Origin of the sequence: Catenuloplanes nepalensis, assembly GCF_030811575.1 — a bacterium.
Classification (GTDB): Bacteria; Actinomycetota; Actinomycetes; order Mycobacteriales; family Micromonosporaceae; genus Catenuloplanes; species Catenuloplanes nepalensis.
In genome coordinates this window covers 7,701,885-7,721,242 of the sequence record NZ_JAUSRA010000001.1, presented here as the reverse complement: position 1 = coordinate 7,721,242, position 19,358 = coordinate 7,701,885, and the positions used below count along the sequence as shown (strand labels likewise).

The following is a 19,358-nucleotide window of genomic DNA, read 5'->3' as shown; positions in this document are numbered from 1 at the left end:
CCGATGTGATCTTGCAAGACGTGTTCACACATCCGCAGCCATAGCCTGCCGCACGGCGCTTCCGAAACGCTGCCGTTCTGCTCTCACGGCGAATGATCGGATGACCAGCACAATGCCCGGCCGCAACCGTTTGCGCCGATTTGCCGATCTAGAGCCGGTATCGACGTGGGAGACGGGCTGCGGCGGGGCCCGCACGTCGATACAGGCGCCCGAGCCTGGGCCGAAGTGGGGGCCGGAAGAGCTATCTTTCTGCTCGGCGAGGCACCTCGGGGAGTGGCGATGTGGTTCGGCATCCTAGGTCCGCTGCGAGCCGCGCGCGACGGCGTCGACGCTCCGGTCGCGGCCGGGCGGGACCGGGTCGTGCTCGCCATGCTGCTGCTCAACTCGCTGCACGTGGTCTCGATCGACCAGCTGGTCGACGCGCTCTGGGACTCCTCGCCACCGGCCACCGCCCGCGGCCAGTTGCAGAGCAGCGTCTCCCGGATCCGCCGCGCGTTCGCCGAGGCCGGCCTGCCCGCCGAGCTGATCGTCACGGACCCGGCCGGATATCGCCTGGTCGCCGACCCGGAGCAGGTCGACGTGAACGTCTTCGACCGGCGGCTCGCCCAGGCCCGGCTCGCGGTGGAGAAGGAGGCGTGGTCCGAGGCGCGGGAGCACTTCCGCGCGGCCCTCTCGCTCTGGAAGGGACCCGCGCTGGCCGGCATCACCAGCCCGGCCGTGCGCCGCGCCGCCGCCGCGCTGGACGAGCAGCGGCTGCTGGCCATCGAGGACACGTTCGACGTGGAGCTGCGGCTCGGCCTGGAACGGGATGCGATCGGCGGGCTGACCGGCCTGGTCGAGCGGCACCCGCTGCGGGAACGGCTGCGCGGCCAGCTGATGATCGCGCTCTACCGGGCCGGCCGGCAGGCGGACGCGCTCGCGGTCTACCGGGACGCGCGCGAGGCCCTCGCGGGTGAGCTGGGCATCGAGCCCGGACCGGCGCTGCGCGAGGTGCACCGGGCCATCCTGACCGGCGAGGTGGAGACCACGGCGGCACCGCGAGAGGTGACGCTGCCGGTGCGCGCGCTGCCGCGGACCGTCGCGGACTTCACCGGCCGGGCCGAGGCGGTCGACCGGCTGGTCCGCGCGGTCGAGGAGGCCGACTTCGACGGCCCGGTCATCCAGGTGATCGACGGCATGGCCGGCAGCGGCAAGACCACGCTCGCGGTGCACGTGGCGAACCTGGTCGCGCCGCGCTACCCGGACGCACAGCTCTTCATCGACCTGCACGGGCACAGCCTGCGCCGGCCGCTGGACGCGTCCGCCGCACTGGTCACGCTGCTGCGCCAGCTCGGCCTGCCCGGCGACCGGATCCCGGTGGACATCGACGACCGGGTAGCGCTCTGGCGCAGCGAGCTGGCCGCCCGGCGCGCGCTGGTGGTGCTGGACAACGTGGCCAGCACCGCGCAGATCGCGCCGCTGCTGCCGGCGTCCGCGGGCAGTCTCGCGCTGATCACCAGCCGGCGCCGGCTGCTCGGCCTGGACGCGGTCCGGCCGGAGTCGCTGCCGGTGCTCTCCGAGTCCGAGGCGATCGACCTGCTGGCCAGGATCGCCGGCGACCGGGTCCGCGCGGAACCGGAGGCCGCGGCCGAGGTGGTGCGCTACTGCGGCCACCTGCCGCTGGCGATCCGGCTGGCCGCGGCCCGGCTGGCGCACCGTCCACGGTGGCGGGTCGCGGACCTGGCCCGGCGGCTGGCCGGCCGGTCCGCGCTGCCCGAGCTGGCCGCGGAGGAACGCACCGTGGCCAGCGCCTTCGATCTCTCCTATGCGCACCTGCCGGCGGTGGCGCAGCGCGTGTTCCGGCTGCTCGGCCTGCACCCGGGTGAGCGGTTCGACGCGTTCACCACGGCCGCGCTGGCCGGGCTGCCGCTGGACGACGCGCAGGACGTGCTGGACGACCTCGTCGACTGGCACCTGGTCGAGGAGCCGCAGGCCGGGCGCTACCGGCTGCACGACCTGATGCGCGAGTTCGCGTCCGGGCTGGCCGCGCGCGACCCGCTGCCGGAGCGGCACGCCGCGGTCGGCCGGCTGCTCGACTTCTACCTGCACGCGGCGGACGCGTCCACGGTCGACATGGAGGCGCACAGCTCCGGCGACGTGCGCGGCTGGGGCCCGGCGCAGCGGCCGGACCTGGTCGAGGCGCTGCCGAGCAAGCTGCGCTGGCTGGAGGACGAGCGGGCCGGCCTGATCGCGCTGGCCGACCGCGCGATCGGTGCCGGGCACGCGCACTACGCCTGGTGGCTGGCGCGGGCGGCGTGGCGGTTCCTGTACGTCAACGCGTACCACGACGACCTGATCGTGCTGCACGAGCGCGGCCTGGCCGCCGCGCTGCTGGCCGGCGACGACGCGGCCGTGGCGCAGGTGCTCAACTACCTGGCCTCGTCCTACTACCGGACCGGCCGCTACTCCGACGCGGTGACGCACCTGACCGAGTCGCTGCGGCTGCGCGAGCGGATCGGCGACGACCGGGCGGTGGCGACCACGCGCGGCAACCTCTCCGCGGTGCAGCTGATGATGGGTCTGCTGCCGGAGGCGCTGGCGAACGCGCGCGCGGCCTACGCGGTCTGGGAGCGGCTCGGCGACGACCGCGGCCGCATGCTGCACCTGCCGAAGATGGGCTTCGTCGCCGCGATGATGGGCCGGCACGATGAGGCGCTGCACTACCACCGCCGCCACCTGCTGCTCGCCTGCGAGCGCCGGGACCAGCACAACGTCTCGGTCGCGCTCGGCCACATCGGCGCGGTCCGGGTGCGGATGGGTGCGGCCGACGCGGCGGCCCGCTGCCTCACCGCCGCGCTGCGCCGCCAGCGCGGTATCCCGTACAACGAGGCGGAGGTGCTCAACGACCTCGGCACCGCGCGACGGCTGCAGGGCCGGCTGGCCGAGGCGGAGCAGCACCACCAGGAGGCGCTGCGGATCATGCGGACCGTCGGCGACCGGCACGGCGAGGCGCTGGTCGGCAACGACCTCGCGGCCACGCTCTGCGCCGGTGGCGACGAGGCGGCCGCGGTCGAGGCGTACCGGCGCTCGCTCGCGGTCTCGGTGCAGATCGGGCACCGGTACGAGCAGGCCCGCGCGCTGGCCGGCCTCGGCGAGTGCCTGCCCGATCCGGAGGAGGCGCGGGTGCACCGCGAGCGCGCCCAGGTGATCTTCAACGAGATGGGCGTGGGATCGGCCGTCTTCGAGGGAAAATAGACCCGTGACTGCCAATGAGAGTGGATATCGGATCGAGCGCGACACCATGGGCGAGGTCCGGGTGCCGGTGGACGCGCTGTGGCGGGCCCAGACCCAGCGGGCCGTGGAGAACTTCCCGATCTCCGGACGAGGGCTGGAACCGGCCCACATCCGCGCGCTGGCGCAGATCAAGGGCGCGGCCGCCGCGGTGAACGCGGAGCTCGGCGTGATCGACGCGGACGTGGCCGAGGCGATCCGGACCGCGGCCGCGCACGTGGCGGACGGCGGCTACGACGACCAGTTCCCGATCGACGTGTTCCAGACCGGGTCCGGCACCTCGTCCAACATGAACACCAACGAGGTCATCGCCACGCTGGCCGCCCGCGAGCTGGGCCGCGACGTGCACCCGAACGACCACGTGAACGCGTCCCAGTCAAGCAACGACGTGTTCCCGTCCTCGATCCACCTGGCCGCCACCCAGGCGGTCACGCACGACCTGATCCCGGCCCTGACCCACCTCGCCGACGCGCTGGCCGCGAAGGCCGCGGAGTGGGCGGAGACCGTCAAGTCCGGGCGCACGCACCTGATGGACGCGACGCCGGTCACGCTCGGCCAGGAGTTCTCCGGCTACACCGCGCAGGTGCGGTACGGCGTGGAGCGACTGGAGTCCGCGCTGCCCCGGCTGGCGGAGTTGCCGCTCGGCGGCACCGCGGTCGGCACCGGCGTGAACACGCCGCCCGGCTTCGCGCCCGCCGTGATCGAGAAGCTGCGTGCCGCGACCGGCCTGCCGTTGAGCGAGGCCCGCGACCACTTCGAGGCGCAGGGTGCCCGGGACGCGCTGGTCGAGACGTCCGGCCAGGTGCGCACGATCGCGGCCGGGCTCTACAAGATCGCCAACGACATCCGCTGGATGGGCTCCGGCCCGCGCGCCGGCCTGCGCGAGTTGCGCCTGCCCGACCTGCAGCCCGGCTCGTCGATCATGCCGGGCAAGGTGAACCCGGTGGTGCCGGAGGCGGTCCGCCAGGTCGTCGCGCAGGTGATCGGCAACGACGCGGCCGTGGCGTTCGCCGGCACCCAGGGCGACTTCGAGCTGAACGTGATGCTCCCGGTGATGGGCCGCAACCTGCTGGAGTCGATCAAGCTGGTGGCGAACGCGGCCCGGCTGCTGGCCGACCGCTGTGTCGCCGGCCTGGAGGCCGACGCCGAGGTCACCCGCGGCTACGCGGAGGGCTCGCCGTCGATCGTCACGCCGCTCAACCGCTACCTCGGGTACGACGAGGCCGCGTCGATCGCGAAGACCGCGCTGAAGGAGAACAAGACGATCCGCGAGGTGGTTCTCGAGCGTGGGCACGTGACGTCCGGAAAGCTCACCGAGGAGCAGTTGGACACGGCTCTGGACGTTCTGCGCATGACGCGGCCATAAGGTCTGTTTCGACTGCTACGCCTGTGTAAAGAATTTGTGCTTGCCTCTATTCGAATCGATCGAGATCGGGTGGGATGCTTCCAGGCCGTCATCGACGGCCGTCCACTCGACTCGAGAGGAAGCAGATGGTGAGCAAACGCTTCACCGCCGGCTCGGTCGCGACCGTGACCGGGCTGGCGTTGGTGCTGGCGGTCCCCGCCGGTGCGGCCACCGCCGCGCCGGCGAGCACTACCCTTGCGGAATACACCGTGGTCGCCGAGGACGGTGTCTCCGCCGCCGCGGCGAAGGCGGCCATCACGGCGGCCGGCGGCACGGTGGTGTCCGGCAACGACAACGTCGGCACGTTCACGGTGAGCAGCACCGCGGCTGACTTCGCGGCCAGGGCCACGGACTCCGCGGCCCTGATCGGCGCGTCCAGCGCGGACAAGGCGATCGGCCAGTCGCCGAAGGTCGACCGTGTCGAGCAGGAGAACGTCCTCGCCGCGGCGCAGAAGGCGGCGGGCAAGGGCGGCAAGCACCGGGGCCCGAAGCTGGACCCGCTCGACGACAAGCTCTGGGGCCTGGAGATGATCCGGGCCGACGACGCGCGCCGGGCCGAGGCGGGCGACAGGGGCGTCAAGGTCGGCGTGCTGGACACCGGCGTGGACGCGAGCAACCCCGACCTCGCGGCGAACTTCGACTGGCGGCTCTCCCGCAACTTCGCGCCGGACATCGAGGCCATCGACGGCCCGTGTGAGGTCGCGAGCTGCCTCGACCCGGTCGGCACGGACGACGCCGGCCACGGCACGCACGTGGCGGGCACGATCGGTGCGGCGGCCAACGGCACCGGCGTCTCCGGCGTCGCGCCGAACGTGACGCTGGTCGAGCTCAAGGGCGGCCAGGACTCCGGCTACTTCTTCCTGGAGTCGGTCGTCAACGCGCTGACCTATGCGGGTGACGCGGGCCTGGACGTGGTCAACATGTCCTTCTACGTCGACCCGTGGCTGTACAACTGCCTCGGCAACCCGGCCGACTCGGCCGCGGAGCAGGCGGAGCAGCGGGCGATCATCACGGCCATGAAGCGCGCCCTGACGTATGCGCACGACAAGGGCGTCACGCTGGTCGGCGCGCTCGGCAACAACCACGAGGATCTGGGCAAGCCGCGCACCGACGTGGGCAGCCCGAACTACCCGGGTGACACGGTCCGCCCGCGCCCGATCGACAACGCCACCTGCTGGGACCTGCCGGCCGAGGGCCCGTTCGTGATCGGTGTGTCGTCGCTCGGCCCGTCCGGCCGCAAGTCGGACTTCTCCAACTACGGCGTGGAGCAGATCTCGGTCGCCGCGCCGGGTGGCTGGTTCCGCGACGGCTTCGGCACGGACTCGTTCCAGACCGACGCCAACATGATCCTCTCGTCGTACCCGCTGAAGGTGCTGCAGGAGGAGGGTTCGGTCGACGAGAACGGCAACGTCGTGCCGGACGCCGCGGACTTCGTGTTCAAGGACTGCACCAAGGCCGGTAAGTGCGGCTACTACACGTACCTGCAGGGCACGTCGATGGCGGCGCCGCACGCCGCGGGCGTGGCCTCGCTGATCGTGTCGAAGTTCGGCACCCCGGACCGGCGCAAGGGTGGTCTCACGCTCGCGCCGAACCTGGTCGAGCAGCACCTCTACCGCACCGCGGCGGAGCGGGCCTGCCCGGAGCCGCGCCTGGTCAGCTACGCACAGGAGGGCCGCCCGGCCGAGTTCGACGCGCTCTGCGAGGGCGGGAAGAACTTCAACGGGTTCTACGGCTACGGCATCGTGGACGCCTACGAGGCCGTGACCTCGCCGCTGAAGCCCTGGGTCAAGCCCTGACGCAGCTGTGACGGCCGGTCCCCGCGACATGGGGACCGGCCGTCGTCTTTATGCATTTCACTATGCGAATCGATCGAAGTCGGGTGGGATGCTTCCAGGCCGCCATCGGTGGCCGTTTCTCGACACGAGGGGAAGCACATGGTGAGCAGACGATTCATCGCCGGCTCGGCCGCAACCGTGACCGGGCTGGCGCTGGTGCTGGCCGTTCCCGTGGGCGCGGCCACCGCCGCACCCACGTCGGCCGAGTACACCGTGGTCGCCGAGGACGGGATCTCCGTCGCGGCGGCGAAGGCGGCGATCACCGCGGCCGGTGGCACGGTGATCGCGAGCAACGACGGCGTGGGCACGTTCACGGTGAGCACCGGCGCGGCCGACTTCGCGGCGAAGGCGGCGGCCTCGCCCGCGCTGATCGGCGCGTCGAACAACGACCGCGCGATCGGCAGGGCGCCCAAGCGCGACCTCGTCGAGCAGGAGTCACTGTTGGCTCCCGCGACGACGTCGGACGCCCGGAGCAGCGGCCGGGGCCCGGCGCTCGACCCGCTGGACGACAAGCTCTGGGGCCTCGACATGGTCCGCTCTGACGACGCCCGCCGGGTGGAGCCGGGCGACCGCGGCGTGACCGTCGGCATCCTGGACACCGGGCTGGACGCCAGCAACCCGGACCTCGGTGCGAACTTCAGCCAGCAACTGTCCCGCAACTTCGCGCCGGACATCCCGGAGGTGGACGGCCCGTGCGAGGTGGAGAGCTGCCTCGACCCGGTCGGCACCGACGACTACGGCCACGGCACGCACGTCGCCGGCTCGGTCGGCGCGGCGGCCGACGGCAACGGCATCTCCGGCGTCGCGCCGAACGTGACGCTGGTCGAGCTCAAGGGCGGCCAGGACTCCGGCTACTTCTTCCTGCGGTCGGTCGTCAACGCGCTGACCTACGCGGGCGACGCCGGCCTGGACGTGGTCAACATGTCCTTCTACATCGACCCGTGGGCCTTCAACTGCCTGAACAACCCGGCCGACTCGGCCGCGGAGCAGGCGGAGCAGCGGGCCACCGTCACCGCGGTGCGGCGCGCGCTGACCTACGCGCACAACAGGGGCGTGACGCTGGTCGGCGCGCTCGGCAACAACCACGAGGACCTGGGTGCCCCCCGGCCGGACACGTCCAGCCCGAACTACCCCGGCGGCACCGAGCGGCCGCGTGTGATCGACAACGCGACCTGCTGGGACCTGCCGGTCGAGGGCCCGTTCGTGATCGGCGTGTCCGCGGTCGGCCCGTCCGGCCGCAAAGCGGACTACTCGAACTGGGGCACGGAGCAGATCTCGGTCGCCGCGCCGGGCGGGTTCACGCTGGACGGCTTCGGCACGCCCACGTTCAACACGGCGGGCAACCGGATCCTCTCGGCGTACCCGCTGAAGCTGCTGCAGGCGCAGGGCCGGGTCGACGCGGACGGCAACGTGGTGGCCGGCTTCGAGAACGTGGTGTTCAAGGACTGCACCGAGGCCGGCGCGTGCGGCTACTACGCGTACGCGCAGGGCACGTCGATGGCGGCGCCGCACGCCGCGGGCGTGGCCGCGCTGATCGTGTCGAAGTTCGGCACGGCGGACCGGCGCAGGGGTGGCCTCACGCTCGCGCCGAACCTGGTCGAGCAGCATCTCTACCGCACCGCGGCGGAGCGGGCCTGCCCGACGCCGGCGCTGATCAGCTACGCGCAGGAGGGCCGCCCGGCCGAGTACGACGCGCTCTGCACCGGCACGACGAACTTCAACAGCATCTGGGGGTACGGCATAGTCGACGCCTACTCGGCCGTGACCACCCCGCTGAAGCCCTGGGTGAGGCCGTAACACCCTGACCAAGATCATTAACTGGTACGATGGCCGGTCCCCGCGACACGGGGACCGGCCGTTACCCTTGCAGGGTGACACTCCGCTTGTACGACACCGCGACCCGCTCGGTGCGGGACTTCGTCCCGCGGGCACCCGGCAAGGTCGGGATCTACCTGTGTGGTCTCACCGTCCAGTCACCGCCGCACATCGGCCACCTTCGCTCCGGTGTGAACTACGACGTGCTCCGCCGCTGGCTGACCCGCTCCGGATTCGACGTGACGTTCGTTCGCAACGTGACGGACGTCGACGACAAGATCCTCGCCAAGTCCACCCTGCTGGACCGGCCGTTCTGGTCCATCGCGTATGAGAACGAGATCAAGCTCGCCGCGGCGTACCGGTCACTCAACGTGCTGCCGCCGACCTACGAGCCGCGCGCCACCGGTCACATCCCGGAGATCCAGCAGATCATCGCGCGGCTGATCGAGGGCGGGCATGCCTACCCGGCCGCGGACGGCTGCGGCGACGTCTACTTCTCGGTGCGCAGCTACCCGGCCTACGGCGACCTCTCCGGCCAGCACCCGGACGACATGCAGGAGGCCGCGGACAGCGAGGCGCGCGCCAAGCGCGACCCGCGCGACTTCGCGCTCTGGAAGGGCGTCAAGGAGTCCGAGCCGCTCGCCGGCAGCTGGGAGTCGCCGTGGGGCCGCGGCCGTCCCGGCTGGCACATCGAGTGCTCCGCCATGTCCTGGCGCTACCTCGGCGAGGACTTCGACATCCACGGTGGTGGGCTGGACCTGCAGTTCCCGCACCACGAGAACGAGATCGCCCAGTCCAGGTCCGCCGGGTTCGGGTTCGCCGGTTACTGGGTGCACCACGGCCTGCTCAACCTCGGCGCGTCGAAGATGAGCAAGTCGCTGGGCAACGTGCTCGACCTCGCGTACGTCGCGGGCCTCGGCGTGCGCCCCGTCGAGCTGCGGTACTACGAGGCCCAGCCGCACTACCGGTCGGCCATCGACTACTCGGACGACGCGCTCCGCGAGGCCGCGGTGGCGTACCGGCGGATCGAGGGTTTCGTCCAGCGCGCCGTCGAGCTGACCGGTCCGGGTGAGCTGGGCGACATCCCACCCGCGTTCGCGGCCGCGATGAACGATGATCTGAACACGTCCGCGGCGCTCGCGGTCGTGCACGAGTCGATGACCCGCGGCAACACCGCGCTCAGCGCCGGCGACCGGACCACGGTCGCGGCCGCGCTGGCCGAGGTGCGCGCCATGCTGGACGTGTTCGGCGTCGATCCGCTCGATCCGGCCTGGCGGGCCGGGAGCGGCGCCGACGACCTCCGTCAGGTGGTCGACTCACTGGTCGCGCTCGCGCTCGAGCAGCGCACCGCCGCGCGCGCCCGCAAGGACTGGCAGGCCGCCGACGCCGTGCGTGACCAGCTCAAGAACGCCGGCATCGCGGTGGAGGACACCCCGGCCGGACCACGATGGACCATTGGGGAGCAGCACTGATGCCGGGCAACTCGCAGCGCAGGAACAAGCGCGTCACGCCGAAGAAGGGCTCCGCGGGCGGCTCCGGCGGAAAGAACCGCGCCGGGCTGTCCGGCCGCGGCCGCACGCTGCCGGCGGACGAGCGTCCCTGGCACAAGGGCTACTCCGGCACCGAGCAGCTGCCCGAGAAGACCGCGCGCAAGCAGGACAAGGAGCGCAAGGCCGCGGCCTCCGAGGGTCGCGCGCCCAAGATCGGCGTTCCCGGCAGCAAGGACACCACCTGGGGCCGGAACGGCTCCGGCCGGGGCGCCCCCGCGCCGACCCGTGGTGCGTTCGCCGGCGGCCGTGGCGGTGGCAAGGTCGGCGGGCGTGGCCCGCGGATCGCGCCGGGCCGCCGCTCCACCCCGCCGAAGGACTCGCCCGAGCTGCTGGTCGGCCGCAACCCGGTGGTCGAGGCGCTGCGCTCCGGCGTGCCCGCGACCGCGCTCTACGTCGCGCAGGGCATCGAGATGGACGAGCGGGTCCGCGAGGCGGTGCGCTTCTGCGCCGACAGGGGCATCGCGATCCTCGAGGTGAGCCGGGCCGAGCTGGACCGGATCACCGGCGGCGTGCTGCACCAGGGCATCGGCGTGCAGGTGCCGCCGTTCGCCTACGAGGACTTCACCGACATGGTCGCGGCATCGCTGGAGCACACCGCGCCGCTGCTGGTCGCACTGGACGGCGTCACCGACCCGCGCAACCTCGGCGCCGTGATCCGGTCCGCGGCCGCGTTCGGCGCGCACGGCATCTTCGTGCCGGAGCGCCGCGCCGCCGGGATCACCGCGACCGCGTGGCGCACCAGCGCCGGTGCGGCCGCCCGGCTCCCGGTCGCCCAGGTCACCAACCTGACCCGGGCGATCAAGGCCTGCCAGCAGGAGGGCTTCATGGCCATCGGGCTGGACGCGGACGGTGAGACCGACGTCTACCACCTGGAGGTCGCCACCGGCCCGACCATCGTGGTGGTCGGCTCCGAGGGGCGTGGCCTGTCCCGGCTGGTCGGCGAGACGTGCGACCTGCGCGCCTCGATCCCGATGTCCTCGGACGTCGAGTCGCTCAACGCCTCGGTCGCCGCCGCGGTGGCCCTCTCGGAGATCACGCGTCGACGTAACGCCTGAGTCACCCACGGTGAGGGCTGTCCGGCGCGGTGGAGATCCGCGTGCTGACCTGCGGTTACGCGTGGGCCGACTTTGGTGCTGAATAGCCCTCACTCGCTACCATGCGAGGCTGATCACGTGTGGTGGCGAGAGGGTGTGGCATGAGTCAGGACGGCCCGTACGGCCTGGGGGTCGATCTCGGCACCTCCAACACGGTCGCCGTGCTGCGCACCCCGGACGGCCGCACCCGGCCGTTGCTCTTCGACGGTCAGCCGCTCATGCCCTCCGGCGTCTACCTGGACCCGGAGGGCCGGCTGCACGTCGGCCGGGACGCGCAGCGCCTCGCCCAGGCTGACCCGGCCCGGTTCGAGCCGAACCCGAAACGCCGCATCGACGAGACCTCGGTGCTGCTCGGCGACCGCGAGGTCCCGGTCGTCGACCTGCTCGCGGCCGTGCTGGGCGCGGTCGCCCGCGCCGCGGTCGAGGCGGTCGGCTTCCTGCCCCCGGCCATGCTCACCCACCCGGCCGCATGGGGCCCGGTCCGTCGCGACGTGCTCACCCAGGCGGTCGCACGCGCCGGATGGCCGCAGACCACCCGCTTCACGCCCGAGCCGGTCGCGGCCGCCCGCTACTTCGCCGAGGTGCTGCACCGCCCGGTGCCGGCCGGGGCCGCGCTGGCGGTCTTCGACTTCGGCGGCGGCACGCTCGACGTCGCGGTGGTCCGCAACGACGGCCCCGGCCCGTCCGGCCACCCGGTCTTCTCCGTCGTCAGCTCCGGCGGCGTCGCCGACCTCGGTGGCCTGGACCTCGACGCGGCGCTGGTCGACCACGTGGGCCGCTCGCTGACCGGCTCGGCGCCGGTCACGCCGGACGGCCCGACCCAGCACCTGGACCTGGCCGCCGCGCAGGCCTGGCAGGCGCTGGCACAGCCGGTCACGGTGACCCAGTGGCGCAACCGCCGCCAGCTCTGGGACGACGTGCGCGGCGCCAAGGAGATGCTGTCCCGGGCCACGGTCGCGCCGATCGCGGTGCCGGGTGTCGAGCGCGCGGTGCACCTGACCCGCGAGGAACTCGAGCACGTCATCACGCCGCTGCTGCGCCGGGGCGTGCAGGAGACCGCGGTGGTGATCCGGGCGGCCGGTGTCGCCCCCGGCGAGCTGGCCGGCCTGTTCCTGGTCGGCGGCTCGTCCCGGGTCCCGATGGCCGGCCGGCTGCTGCACTCCGACCTGCACGTCCCGCCGACCGTGCTGGAGCAGCCGGAGCTGCCGGTGGCCGAGGGCGCGCTGGCCGAGCTGCTCTCCACGTCGGCGCCGGTCGAGTTCGCACCGCCGGCCTCGGCGGCCCCCGTCTCGCCGTTCTCCGGCCCTCCCGCCCCGGCGACCCCCGCGAGCGGCCCACCCGCGAGCGGCCCTCCCGCGAGCGGCCCTCCCGCGAGCGGCCCTCCCGCGAGCGGCCCGCCCTGGGCTGGGATGCCCGCGGCCGGTGCGCCCGCGGCATGGAGGCCCGTGCAGCCACCGGCTGCGCCGTCCCGTTCCCGGCGTCCGCTCCTGCTGGCCGGCCTGGCCGCCGCGGTCGTGCTGGTCCTGCTGGTCACCGCCGGTATCGTCGTCTATCTGAGCCCGTGGAACCGCCCGGCGCAGGTCGCCTTCCAGACGCTGGACGAGGGCCGGGTGATCCCGGCGGTCACCGACGATCCGGACAGCTACGTCTCGTACTTCCACACCGCGGTCGCCGGCGATCGTGCCTACGTCGCCGCGCAGCGCGCGGACAAGACGCTGGAGATCGCCGGCGTCGACCTGGACACCGGTGCGGAGCGGTGGCGCCAGACCACCGCGGAGACCGCGCCGACGAGCTGGAACGGCCTCTACGCCTCGGACCGGTACGTGCTCGCCTTCGCCTCTCCGTTCACCGACGACGACCCGGGCTCGCTGGTCGTCCACGACCGGGACGGCAAGCGCCTGTGGCACCGGGACCTCCGGCTCAGCGAGCAGTTTCTGATGTTCAAGGACGTCCTGGTGCTGATCGACGCGGAGGAGCGCCGCACCCTCCTCGGGCTCGACCTGGCGAGCGGCGACCAGCGCTGGGAGCTGCCGGTCGCGGCCGGCGAGTTCTCCCAGGCCTTCCGGATCGCCACGTTCGGCTCCACCGCCGACCTGACCGGCCCGGCTCTGGCCGGTGGCACGCCGATGACCCCGGATCCCGCCGCCGAGCAGCGGTTCGTGTTGGTCACCGCGGACAAGCGGGCCCGCGTGGTGGACGTGGCCAAGGGCACGGTCACGTCCGAGCGCGCGGTCGCGATCGAGCCGTCCTACCTGACGCCGGGCCTCGGCATGCAGATCCTGGCCGACGGCGAGCGGCTTTTCATCGGCACGACCGGCGACGGTTACCGGATCGACGCCTACGATCTGGACTCGGACGCCGAGCCGGTGGTCGTCTACAACGGCGCCCACGACCGGCAGCTCAAGGGCCTGATTCCGTGCGGCGGCGACCGGATCTGCCTCGCCGACATCGGCGAGGAGAACACGGAGGCGGTCGCGGCCGTCGAGGTCTCCGAGGACGGGAGCGCGACGGAGTTGTGGCGCAGGACCGACGTCCAGGGCCTGGCCTCGACGATCGGGGGCGGCGCGATGGTCGCCACCGGGGAAGGGCTGCTGGTCTGGCGTAAGACCGAGGACGACAGCCACCGGACCGCGCTCTACGACGCGTCCGGCACCAGGGTCTTCGACTGGAACGGCGTGGGCGCCCGCGTCAACTCGCGCAGCTTCCTGCTCTTCGATCGGCCGCCGACCGGCTCGACGAGCGCGGAGAGCGTCCCGCTGGCCGCCGTGGTCGACGACGACCGGGACCCGCGGCAGCTCGGCACGCTGATCGAGGCGCGGCTCGGCAGCTGCTCCTGGAACGAGACGATCATCGTCTGCGGCAGTGGCGACAACGGCTTCCGCATTCAGCGCTTCGCAACGGACTGACCCGAAAATCAGGAGCCGGCCAGGGTACGGCGGATCCGGCATTTCGCGACGAGCTGACCCGAGACCCAGGCGCCGGCCAGGGTACGGCCGGATCCAGCGCTTCGCCACGGACTGACCGGAAGGTCAGGAGCCGGCCAGGGTGCGGCCGGATCCAGCGCTTCGCCACGGACTGACCGGAAGGTCAGGAGCCGGCCAGGGTGCGGCCGGATCCAGTGCTTCGTGACGGATCGGAAGGTCAGGAGCCGGCCGGGGCACGGCCGGGGCGACGCCGGATCACGTGCAGCGCGAGCAGCGCGTAGCCGGCCAGGATCGGCACCAGGATCGCCTGGATGAGGTAGCCGAGCCCGATCGTGAACGCCATGATCCCGGCGCTCCCGGCGAGTAGTCCCGGCCGCGCCACGACCAGCCGGGCGGCGTCGCGGACGGCGGCGCGCCAGCCGGCGCCGGAGCGGCCGAACTCGACCACGACCATGGCCGCGAAACCGGCACCGGCCAGCGCGAGGAGCAGCGTCGCCCAGATCAGCGGCCGGCCGCCGGGGACCAGGCCGACGTCGAGCGCGTGGATGTTGAGTCGGATCAGCACGCCGGCCGCGATCGCGATCAGCAGCGGCGGGATGCCGGGCAGGATGCCGCGGGCGAAGTCGCGCGCGGTGTCCCGTACCCCCGGGAAACGCTCTTGATCTGTGTATTTCGCGACGGCGGTGGAGGCCGCGCCCACGGCGGCGCCGGCGGTGACGATCGGCAACGCGGCGATCGTCATCACGATCCCGGTCAGGGCCAGGTCGGAGGCGGCGCGAAGGGTGTCCCGCCAGTCGCGCTGGACCGGGGGCCTGGGTTGCCCGGGCTCCGGAGGCTGAGGATCGGCCGTCCGCAGCCTCCGGAGGTCATCCATGGTGGATCACTAACCCTTCAGGCCGCTGGTGTTGATGCCCTCGACCAGCATCCGCTGGAAGGCCACGAAGAACAGGAACACCGGGAGCAGCGAGAGTACGGACATGGCGAACATCGCGCCGAGCGAGCTCTGCCCGGTCGAGTCGATGAACAGCCGCAGCGCGATCGGGACCGTGTAATCCTCCAGCTCGTTCAGGTAGACCAGCTGGGTGAAGAAGTCGTTCCAGGTCCAGATGAACGAGAAGATCGCGGTGGTGACCAGCGCGGGCCGGCTCAGCGGCAGGATCACGTGCCAGAACACGCCGTACGGTGAGCAGCCGTCGATCGTCGCGGCCTCGTCCAGGTCGCGCGGGATGCCCCGCATGAACTGGACCATGAGGAACACGAAGAACGCCTCGGTGGCCAGCGCCTTCGGCACGATCAGCGGCAGCAGCGGGGTGTCGATCCAGCCGAGCGTGTTGAACACGATGTACTGCGGGATGATCAGCACGTCGCCGGGGAGCAGCAGCGTGCCGATCATGATGGCGAACCAGAACCCGCGCATCGGGAACCGCAGCCGGGCGAACGCGTACGCCGCGACCAGGCAGGACACCGCGTTCGCGACCACGGTGAGCAGCGCGATCACGGCGCTGTTGATGAAGAACCGGGTGAAGCTGACGTCGAAACTGTTCCAGCCGGCCGCGTAGTGCTCGATCGTGAACTCGGTCGGCAGCACGGAGATGTTGCTGGCGATCTCCGCGTCCGACTTGAACGACGAGCCGATCACCCAGGCCAGCGGGTAGAGCACCAGCACCAGGCCGGCGATCAGCACGGCGAGCCGGACGCCCTGCCCGAGCGTGAACCGGTTCTTCCGGACCGCGGCGTGCCGGACCAGAGCGGGAGCGGTCATCGATCTTCCCCATCCGCGTAGTGCACCCAGAACCGTCCGGTGCTGAACAGGACGATCGTCAGGATGCCGATCGCCAGCAGGAACACCCAGGCCAGCGCGGACGCGTACCCCATCTCGAACTCGGCGAAGCCGCGCTTGTAGAGGTAGAGCGTGTAGAGCAGCGTCGAGTCGACCGGGCCGCCGGTGCCGTTGCTGATCACGAACGCGGACGTGAAGCCCTGGAATCCGCGGATCGTCTCCAGCACCAGGTTGAAGAAGATCACCGGCGACAGCATCGGCATGGTGACGTGCCAGAACTGCCGCCACGGGCTGGCGCCGTCGACGGACGCGGCCTCATACAGCTCGACCGGCACCTGCTTGAGGCCGGCCAGGAAGATGACCATGGGCGCGCCGAACTGCCAGATGCCCAGGATGATCAGCGTGCCGAGCGCGTAGTCCGGGTCGTTGACCCAGGCCTGCCCGGTGATGCCGAAGAAGGCCAGGAACTCGTTGACCGCGCCGTCACCGGCGAACAGCGCGCTCCACACCAGCGCGAGCGCCACGCTGCCGCCGAGCAGCGACGGCAGGTAGAACAGGCCGCGGAACAGCCCGACGCCACGCCAGGCGCGGTTGAGCAGCAACGCCACCGCGAGCGCGGCCGCGAGCTTGAGCGGCACCATGATCAGTGCATAGAGGAGCGTCACCGTGACCGCGCGGTAGAACTGCGGGTCGCCGGTGAACATCTCCTGGTAGTTCTCCAGGCCGATCCACTCGACGTCCTCCCAGGTGGAGAAGACCGAGTAGTCGGTGAAGCTGAGGTAGAGCGACAGCAGCATCGGGATGGCGGTGATGCCCATCAGGCCGAGCAGCCAGGGGGACAGGAATACGTAACCGGCCACGCCCTGCCGACCGCGCCCGGCACCGGGCCCCCGCCGCTTGTGTGCGTCGGGGGCCCGGCGACCGGGCTGCTCGGGGACGACCGGGGCGGATGCCGTGGTCAGTGCCACGAGCGTGCCTCCTTCTCCACGTGCGCAAGCGGTGCGTCAGGCGAGCTTGCTCGCGGCCTGGGTGAGGAAGTCCTGTGCGGCCTGGGCGGGGGTGGCCTTGCCGTACTGGACGCTCTCCGCGATGGAGACGAGCAGCGTGCGGACCGCGGCGTGTCCCTTCGGCGGCGGTGTCGGTGCGGCGCCGAACTTCGGCGTGATCTCGGTTTCGAACGCGAGCGAGGCCTTCTGGTTCGCGTCGGTCAGCGTGGCCTCGACCTCCTTGCGGAGATCCAGGTTCGGCGTGATGCCGCGCTCGATGCCGAGCGTCTTCGCGGCGGTGGCGTCGTTGACGAAGAAGTTGATCACGTCGGCGACCACGTCCGGGTGCTTCGTCTTGGACGAGCCGGACCAGTACATCGAGGCGCGCGCCCACTGGCCCTTCGGGTCGCCCGGGTACGCCATCAGGCCCAGCTCGTTCTTGGTGTTCTTGGAGAGCGCGGCCAGCTGGTTCGACCAGACCCAGCTGGTGGCGGCCTTGCCGGTGACGACGAGCTGCTTGCTGGCGTCCGAGCTGTTGCCCTCGTGGATCACGTCCGCGGTCGGGGTGGCGCCGGAGTCGCGCGCGCCCTTCCACAGCTCGAACCAGCGGGTCAGGTCCTCGGCCGTGAAGCCCAGCTCCTTGCCGTTGTAGAACTCCTTGCCCTGCTGGCGCAGCCAGACCCAGAGCGCCTTGTAGTCCGCGCTCGGGTCCATCGTGCCGGGCAGCTTCTTGCCGGACTTGGTGCTCACCTCGTTGGCCCAGGCGATGAACGCCTCCCAGGTCATGCCGGTGGCCGGCTCGGCGACGCCGAACTCCTTGAGCTTGGTCCTGTTGTAGATCAGGCCGGGCGTGTTCTCCGCGAGCGCGACGCCGGCCTGCTCGCCGTCGACCACGCCGTACTTCGCGAGGCTCTCCGGGAACTTGGACAGGTCGAGCTTCTTGTCCTCCACGTACGGCGTGAGGTCCAGCGTGACCTTGCGCTCGGCCAGCTCGGACAGCATGTTGTCGTCGAGCTGGAAGATGTCCGGCGCGTTCCCGCCGGCCGCCTGCGTGGAGAGCTTGTCCAGGTAACCCTGGTTGCCCTGGAACGTGGTCACGAACGTGACGTTCGGGTGGGCGGCGGTGTAGGCGTCGAGCACCTTCTTGGTGGTCTCGGCGCGCGAGTCGTCGCCCCACCAGAAGACGCTGAGCTCGACCTTCTCGTTCGGGTCGGTGCCCGCGTCGTCGTTGCTGTCACCGCACGCGGCGGCACCGAAGATCAGCGGAAGTGCGACCGCGGTCGCGGCGAGGCCGCGAAGGACACGACCAAATTTGAGGGTACGGTGAGTGCGCGCGGGCCGCGCGCTCTCCGGATGTGTGGCGGGGTGCATTTCTGCGCTCACTCCTTGGGCTTAGGAGGCGACAACTTCCGGGAACGGCGCGACCGCGCCGCCCGGGCTCGCAGTGCCATGCGGGCCCGGGCCCGTTGAGTCGCGTATGACCAACTGGGTCTGCAGCGTTACCTGTGCGGTGGTGCGGCGGTCGTCGACGGGAACGGTCCCGGTGGCGCCGCGTCCGACGCGACCCGGCCAGGAACCGTCCTGTTGCAGGAGCATGTCGACGGCCGCCCGTCCGGCAGCCGCCGTGGGGTTGGCCACCGTCGTCAATTTGGGCCGGGTCAGCCGGCTGAGCGTGATGTCGTCGATGCCGACCACGCTCACCTCGGCCGGGACCGCGATGCCGAGCGAGTCGAGCCCTTCCATGAGGCCGATCGCCATCAGGTCGTTGTAGGCGAGCACGGCGGTCACCTCGGCGCGGCGGACCTGCTCCGCCATTGCCTGGCCGCCGCGCTCGGTGGGCGGGTTGGGCCCGAGCACGGTCAGCTCGGCGCCGCCGGTGCGGGCCGCCGCGGTGGCGGCCCGGCGGATCTCCCGGCTGGTCCACGAGCCGCGTGGGCCGGAGAGCAGCGCCAGGTCGCGATGGCCGAGCGAGACCAGGTGCTCGATCGCGAGCCGGGCGCCCTGGCCGACGTCCATCACCACCGATGGCAGGCCGGTCACCTGCCGGTTGACCACGACCAGCGGCACCTCGCGGGAGAGCTGCTCGATCAGGCTGTTGCTCATCCGCGGGCTGCACAGCAGGATGCCGTCCACCTGCTTGGCGAGCGCGTGGACCAGCTCTTCCTCGACGGCGGGATCCTCGTTCGTGTCCGTCACGAAGATGTGGTAATCCCGCTGGCGGGCCTGGGTCTCGGCCGCCTTGATCAGCAGGGGGAAGAACGGGTTCGAGATGTCCGGCACGATCAGGCCCATGTTGTGCGTGCGGCCGGTGATCAGCGCCCGGGCCGCGCGGTTGGGCCGGTAACCCAGGGTCTCGGCGCACGCGAGCACGCGACTGCGGGTGTCCGGATTGACCAGGTGCGGTGCCGAGAAGGTGCGCGAGACGGTGGAGATGTGCACCCCCGAGGCCCGGGCAACGTCTCGGATCGTGGCTGGCACGCGAACCCCTTCGTGGTCATCGATGCTGTGGCCGTCGTCACGTGGATGGCCAATTAATGCAAACGGTTGTGCCTGTGTCAATGGACGTTTGTTGCGGAACTATTTCGGAAGCGCTCCCATGTCGATCATTTCCTAGGGCAAAATGGGGCAAATACGCCTTCTTTGTGTTCGACCGTTGACGGACAGCGACCCCTCATGGTTTCTTCGCTGCAAACCTTTGC

12 protein-coding genes are annotated in these 19,358 nt (G+C 71.5%); 7 read left to right on the top strand and 5 right to left on the bottom strand.

Features of this window, described 5'->3' with window-relative positions:
• Positions 1-279: 279 nt before the first annotated feature.
• The 7 genes from J2S43_RS33315 to J2S43_RS33285 all read left to right on the top strand — a co-directional run bounded on the left by J2S43_RS33315 (position 280) and on the right by J2S43_RS33285 (position 13,875).
• Complete coding sequence (locus J2S43_RS33315) at positions 280-3,234, top strand: AfsR/SARP family transcriptional regulator (protein ID WP_306835902.1); 2,955 nt, start codon at positions 280-282, stop codon at positions 3,232-3,234.
• Positions 3,235-3,280: 46 nt separating this feature from the next.
• Positions 3,281-4,636, top strand: a complete 1,356-nt coding sequence (locus J2S43_RS33310; RefSeq protein ID WP_306839625.1) for a class II fumarate hydratase — start codon at positions 3,281-3,283, stop codon at positions 4,634-4,636.
• A 128-nt stretch (positions 4,637-4,764) separates the two neighbouring features.
• Positions 4,765-6,471, top strand: a complete 1,707-nt coding sequence (locus tag J2S43_RS33305; protein ID WP_306835900.1) for a S8 family serine peptidase — start codon at positions 4,765-4,767, stop codon at positions 6,469-6,471.
• A 141-nt stretch (positions 6,472-6,612) separates the two neighbouring features.
• Positions 6,613-8,307 (top strand): S8 family serine peptidase, encoded by a 1,695-nt coding sequence (locus J2S43_RS33300; RefSeq protein WP_306839623.1) that lies wholly within the window; start codon positions 6,613-6,615, stop codon positions 8,305-8,307.
• Positions 8,308-8,381: 74 nt separating this feature from the next.
• Positions 8,382-9,797, top strand: coding sequence for a cysteine--tRNA ligase (gene cysS / locus J2S43_RS33295; RefSeq protein WP_306835899.1), 1,416 nt, complete (start codon positions 8,382-8,384; stop codon positions 9,795-9,797).
• Positions 9,797-10,930 carry a 23S rRNA (guanosine(2251)-2'-O)-methyltransferase RlmB gene (gene rlmB, locus J2S43_RS33290; protein ID WP_306835897.1) on the top strand — a complete coding sequence of 378 codons (1,134 nt, stop codon included), beginning with the start codon at positions 9,797-9,799 and terminating at the stop codon, positions 10,928-10,930. The genes cysS and rlmB overlap by 1 nt, the downstream gene beginning before the upstream one ends.
• Positions 10,931-11,070: 140 nt before the next feature.
• The gene (locus J2S43_RS33285; RefSeq protein WP_306835896.1) at positions 11,071-13,875 is read left to right on the top strand and encodes an Hsp70 family protein; all 2,805 of its coding nucleotides are present in this window, start codon (positions 11,071-11,073) and stop codon (positions 13,873-13,875) included.
• Between the two features lie 235 nt (positions 13,876-14,110).
• On the opposite strand, the gene J2S43_RS33280 is transcribed toward J2S43_RS33285, so the two are convergent.
• From J2S43_RS33280 to J2S43_RS33260, 5 genes are read right to left on the bottom strand one after another with little or no spacing between them, the layout of a single operon-like run.
• Positions 14,111-14,767, bottom strand: a complete 657-nt coding sequence (locus J2S43_RS33280) for a hypothetical protein (RefSeq protein ID WP_306835895.1) — start codon at positions 14,765-14,767, stop codon at positions 14,111-14,113.
• A gap of 9 nt (positions 14,768-14,776) precedes the next feature.
• Positions 14,777-15,655, bottom strand: a complete 879-nt coding sequence (locus J2S43_RS33275) for a carbohydrate ABC transporter permease (protein WP_306835893.1) — start codon at positions 15,653-15,655, stop codon at positions 14,777-14,779.
• A complete protein-coding gene (locus tag J2S43_RS33270; protein ID WP_370881688.1) occupies positions 15,652-16,641 on the bottom strand; it encodes a carbohydrate ABC transporter permease in 990 nt (329 codons plus the stop codon). The genes J2S43_RS33275 and J2S43_RS33270 overlap by 4 nt, the downstream gene beginning before the upstream one ends.
• Positions 16,642-16,677: 36 nt before the next feature.
• Positions 16,678-18,030 (bottom strand): ABC transporter substrate-binding protein, encoded by a 1,353-nt coding sequence (locus tag J2S43_RS33265; protein WP_306835892.1) that lies wholly within the window; start codon positions 18,028-18,030, stop codon positions 16,678-16,680.
• 21 nt (positions 18,031-18,051) lie between these two features.
• Complete coding sequence (locus tag J2S43_RS33260; protein ID WP_306835891.1) at positions 18,052-19,137, bottom strand: LacI family DNA-binding transcriptional regulator; 1,086 nt, start codon at positions 19,135-19,137, stop codon at positions 18,052-18,054.
• Between the last annotated feature and the right edge of the window lie 221 nt (positions 19,138-19,358).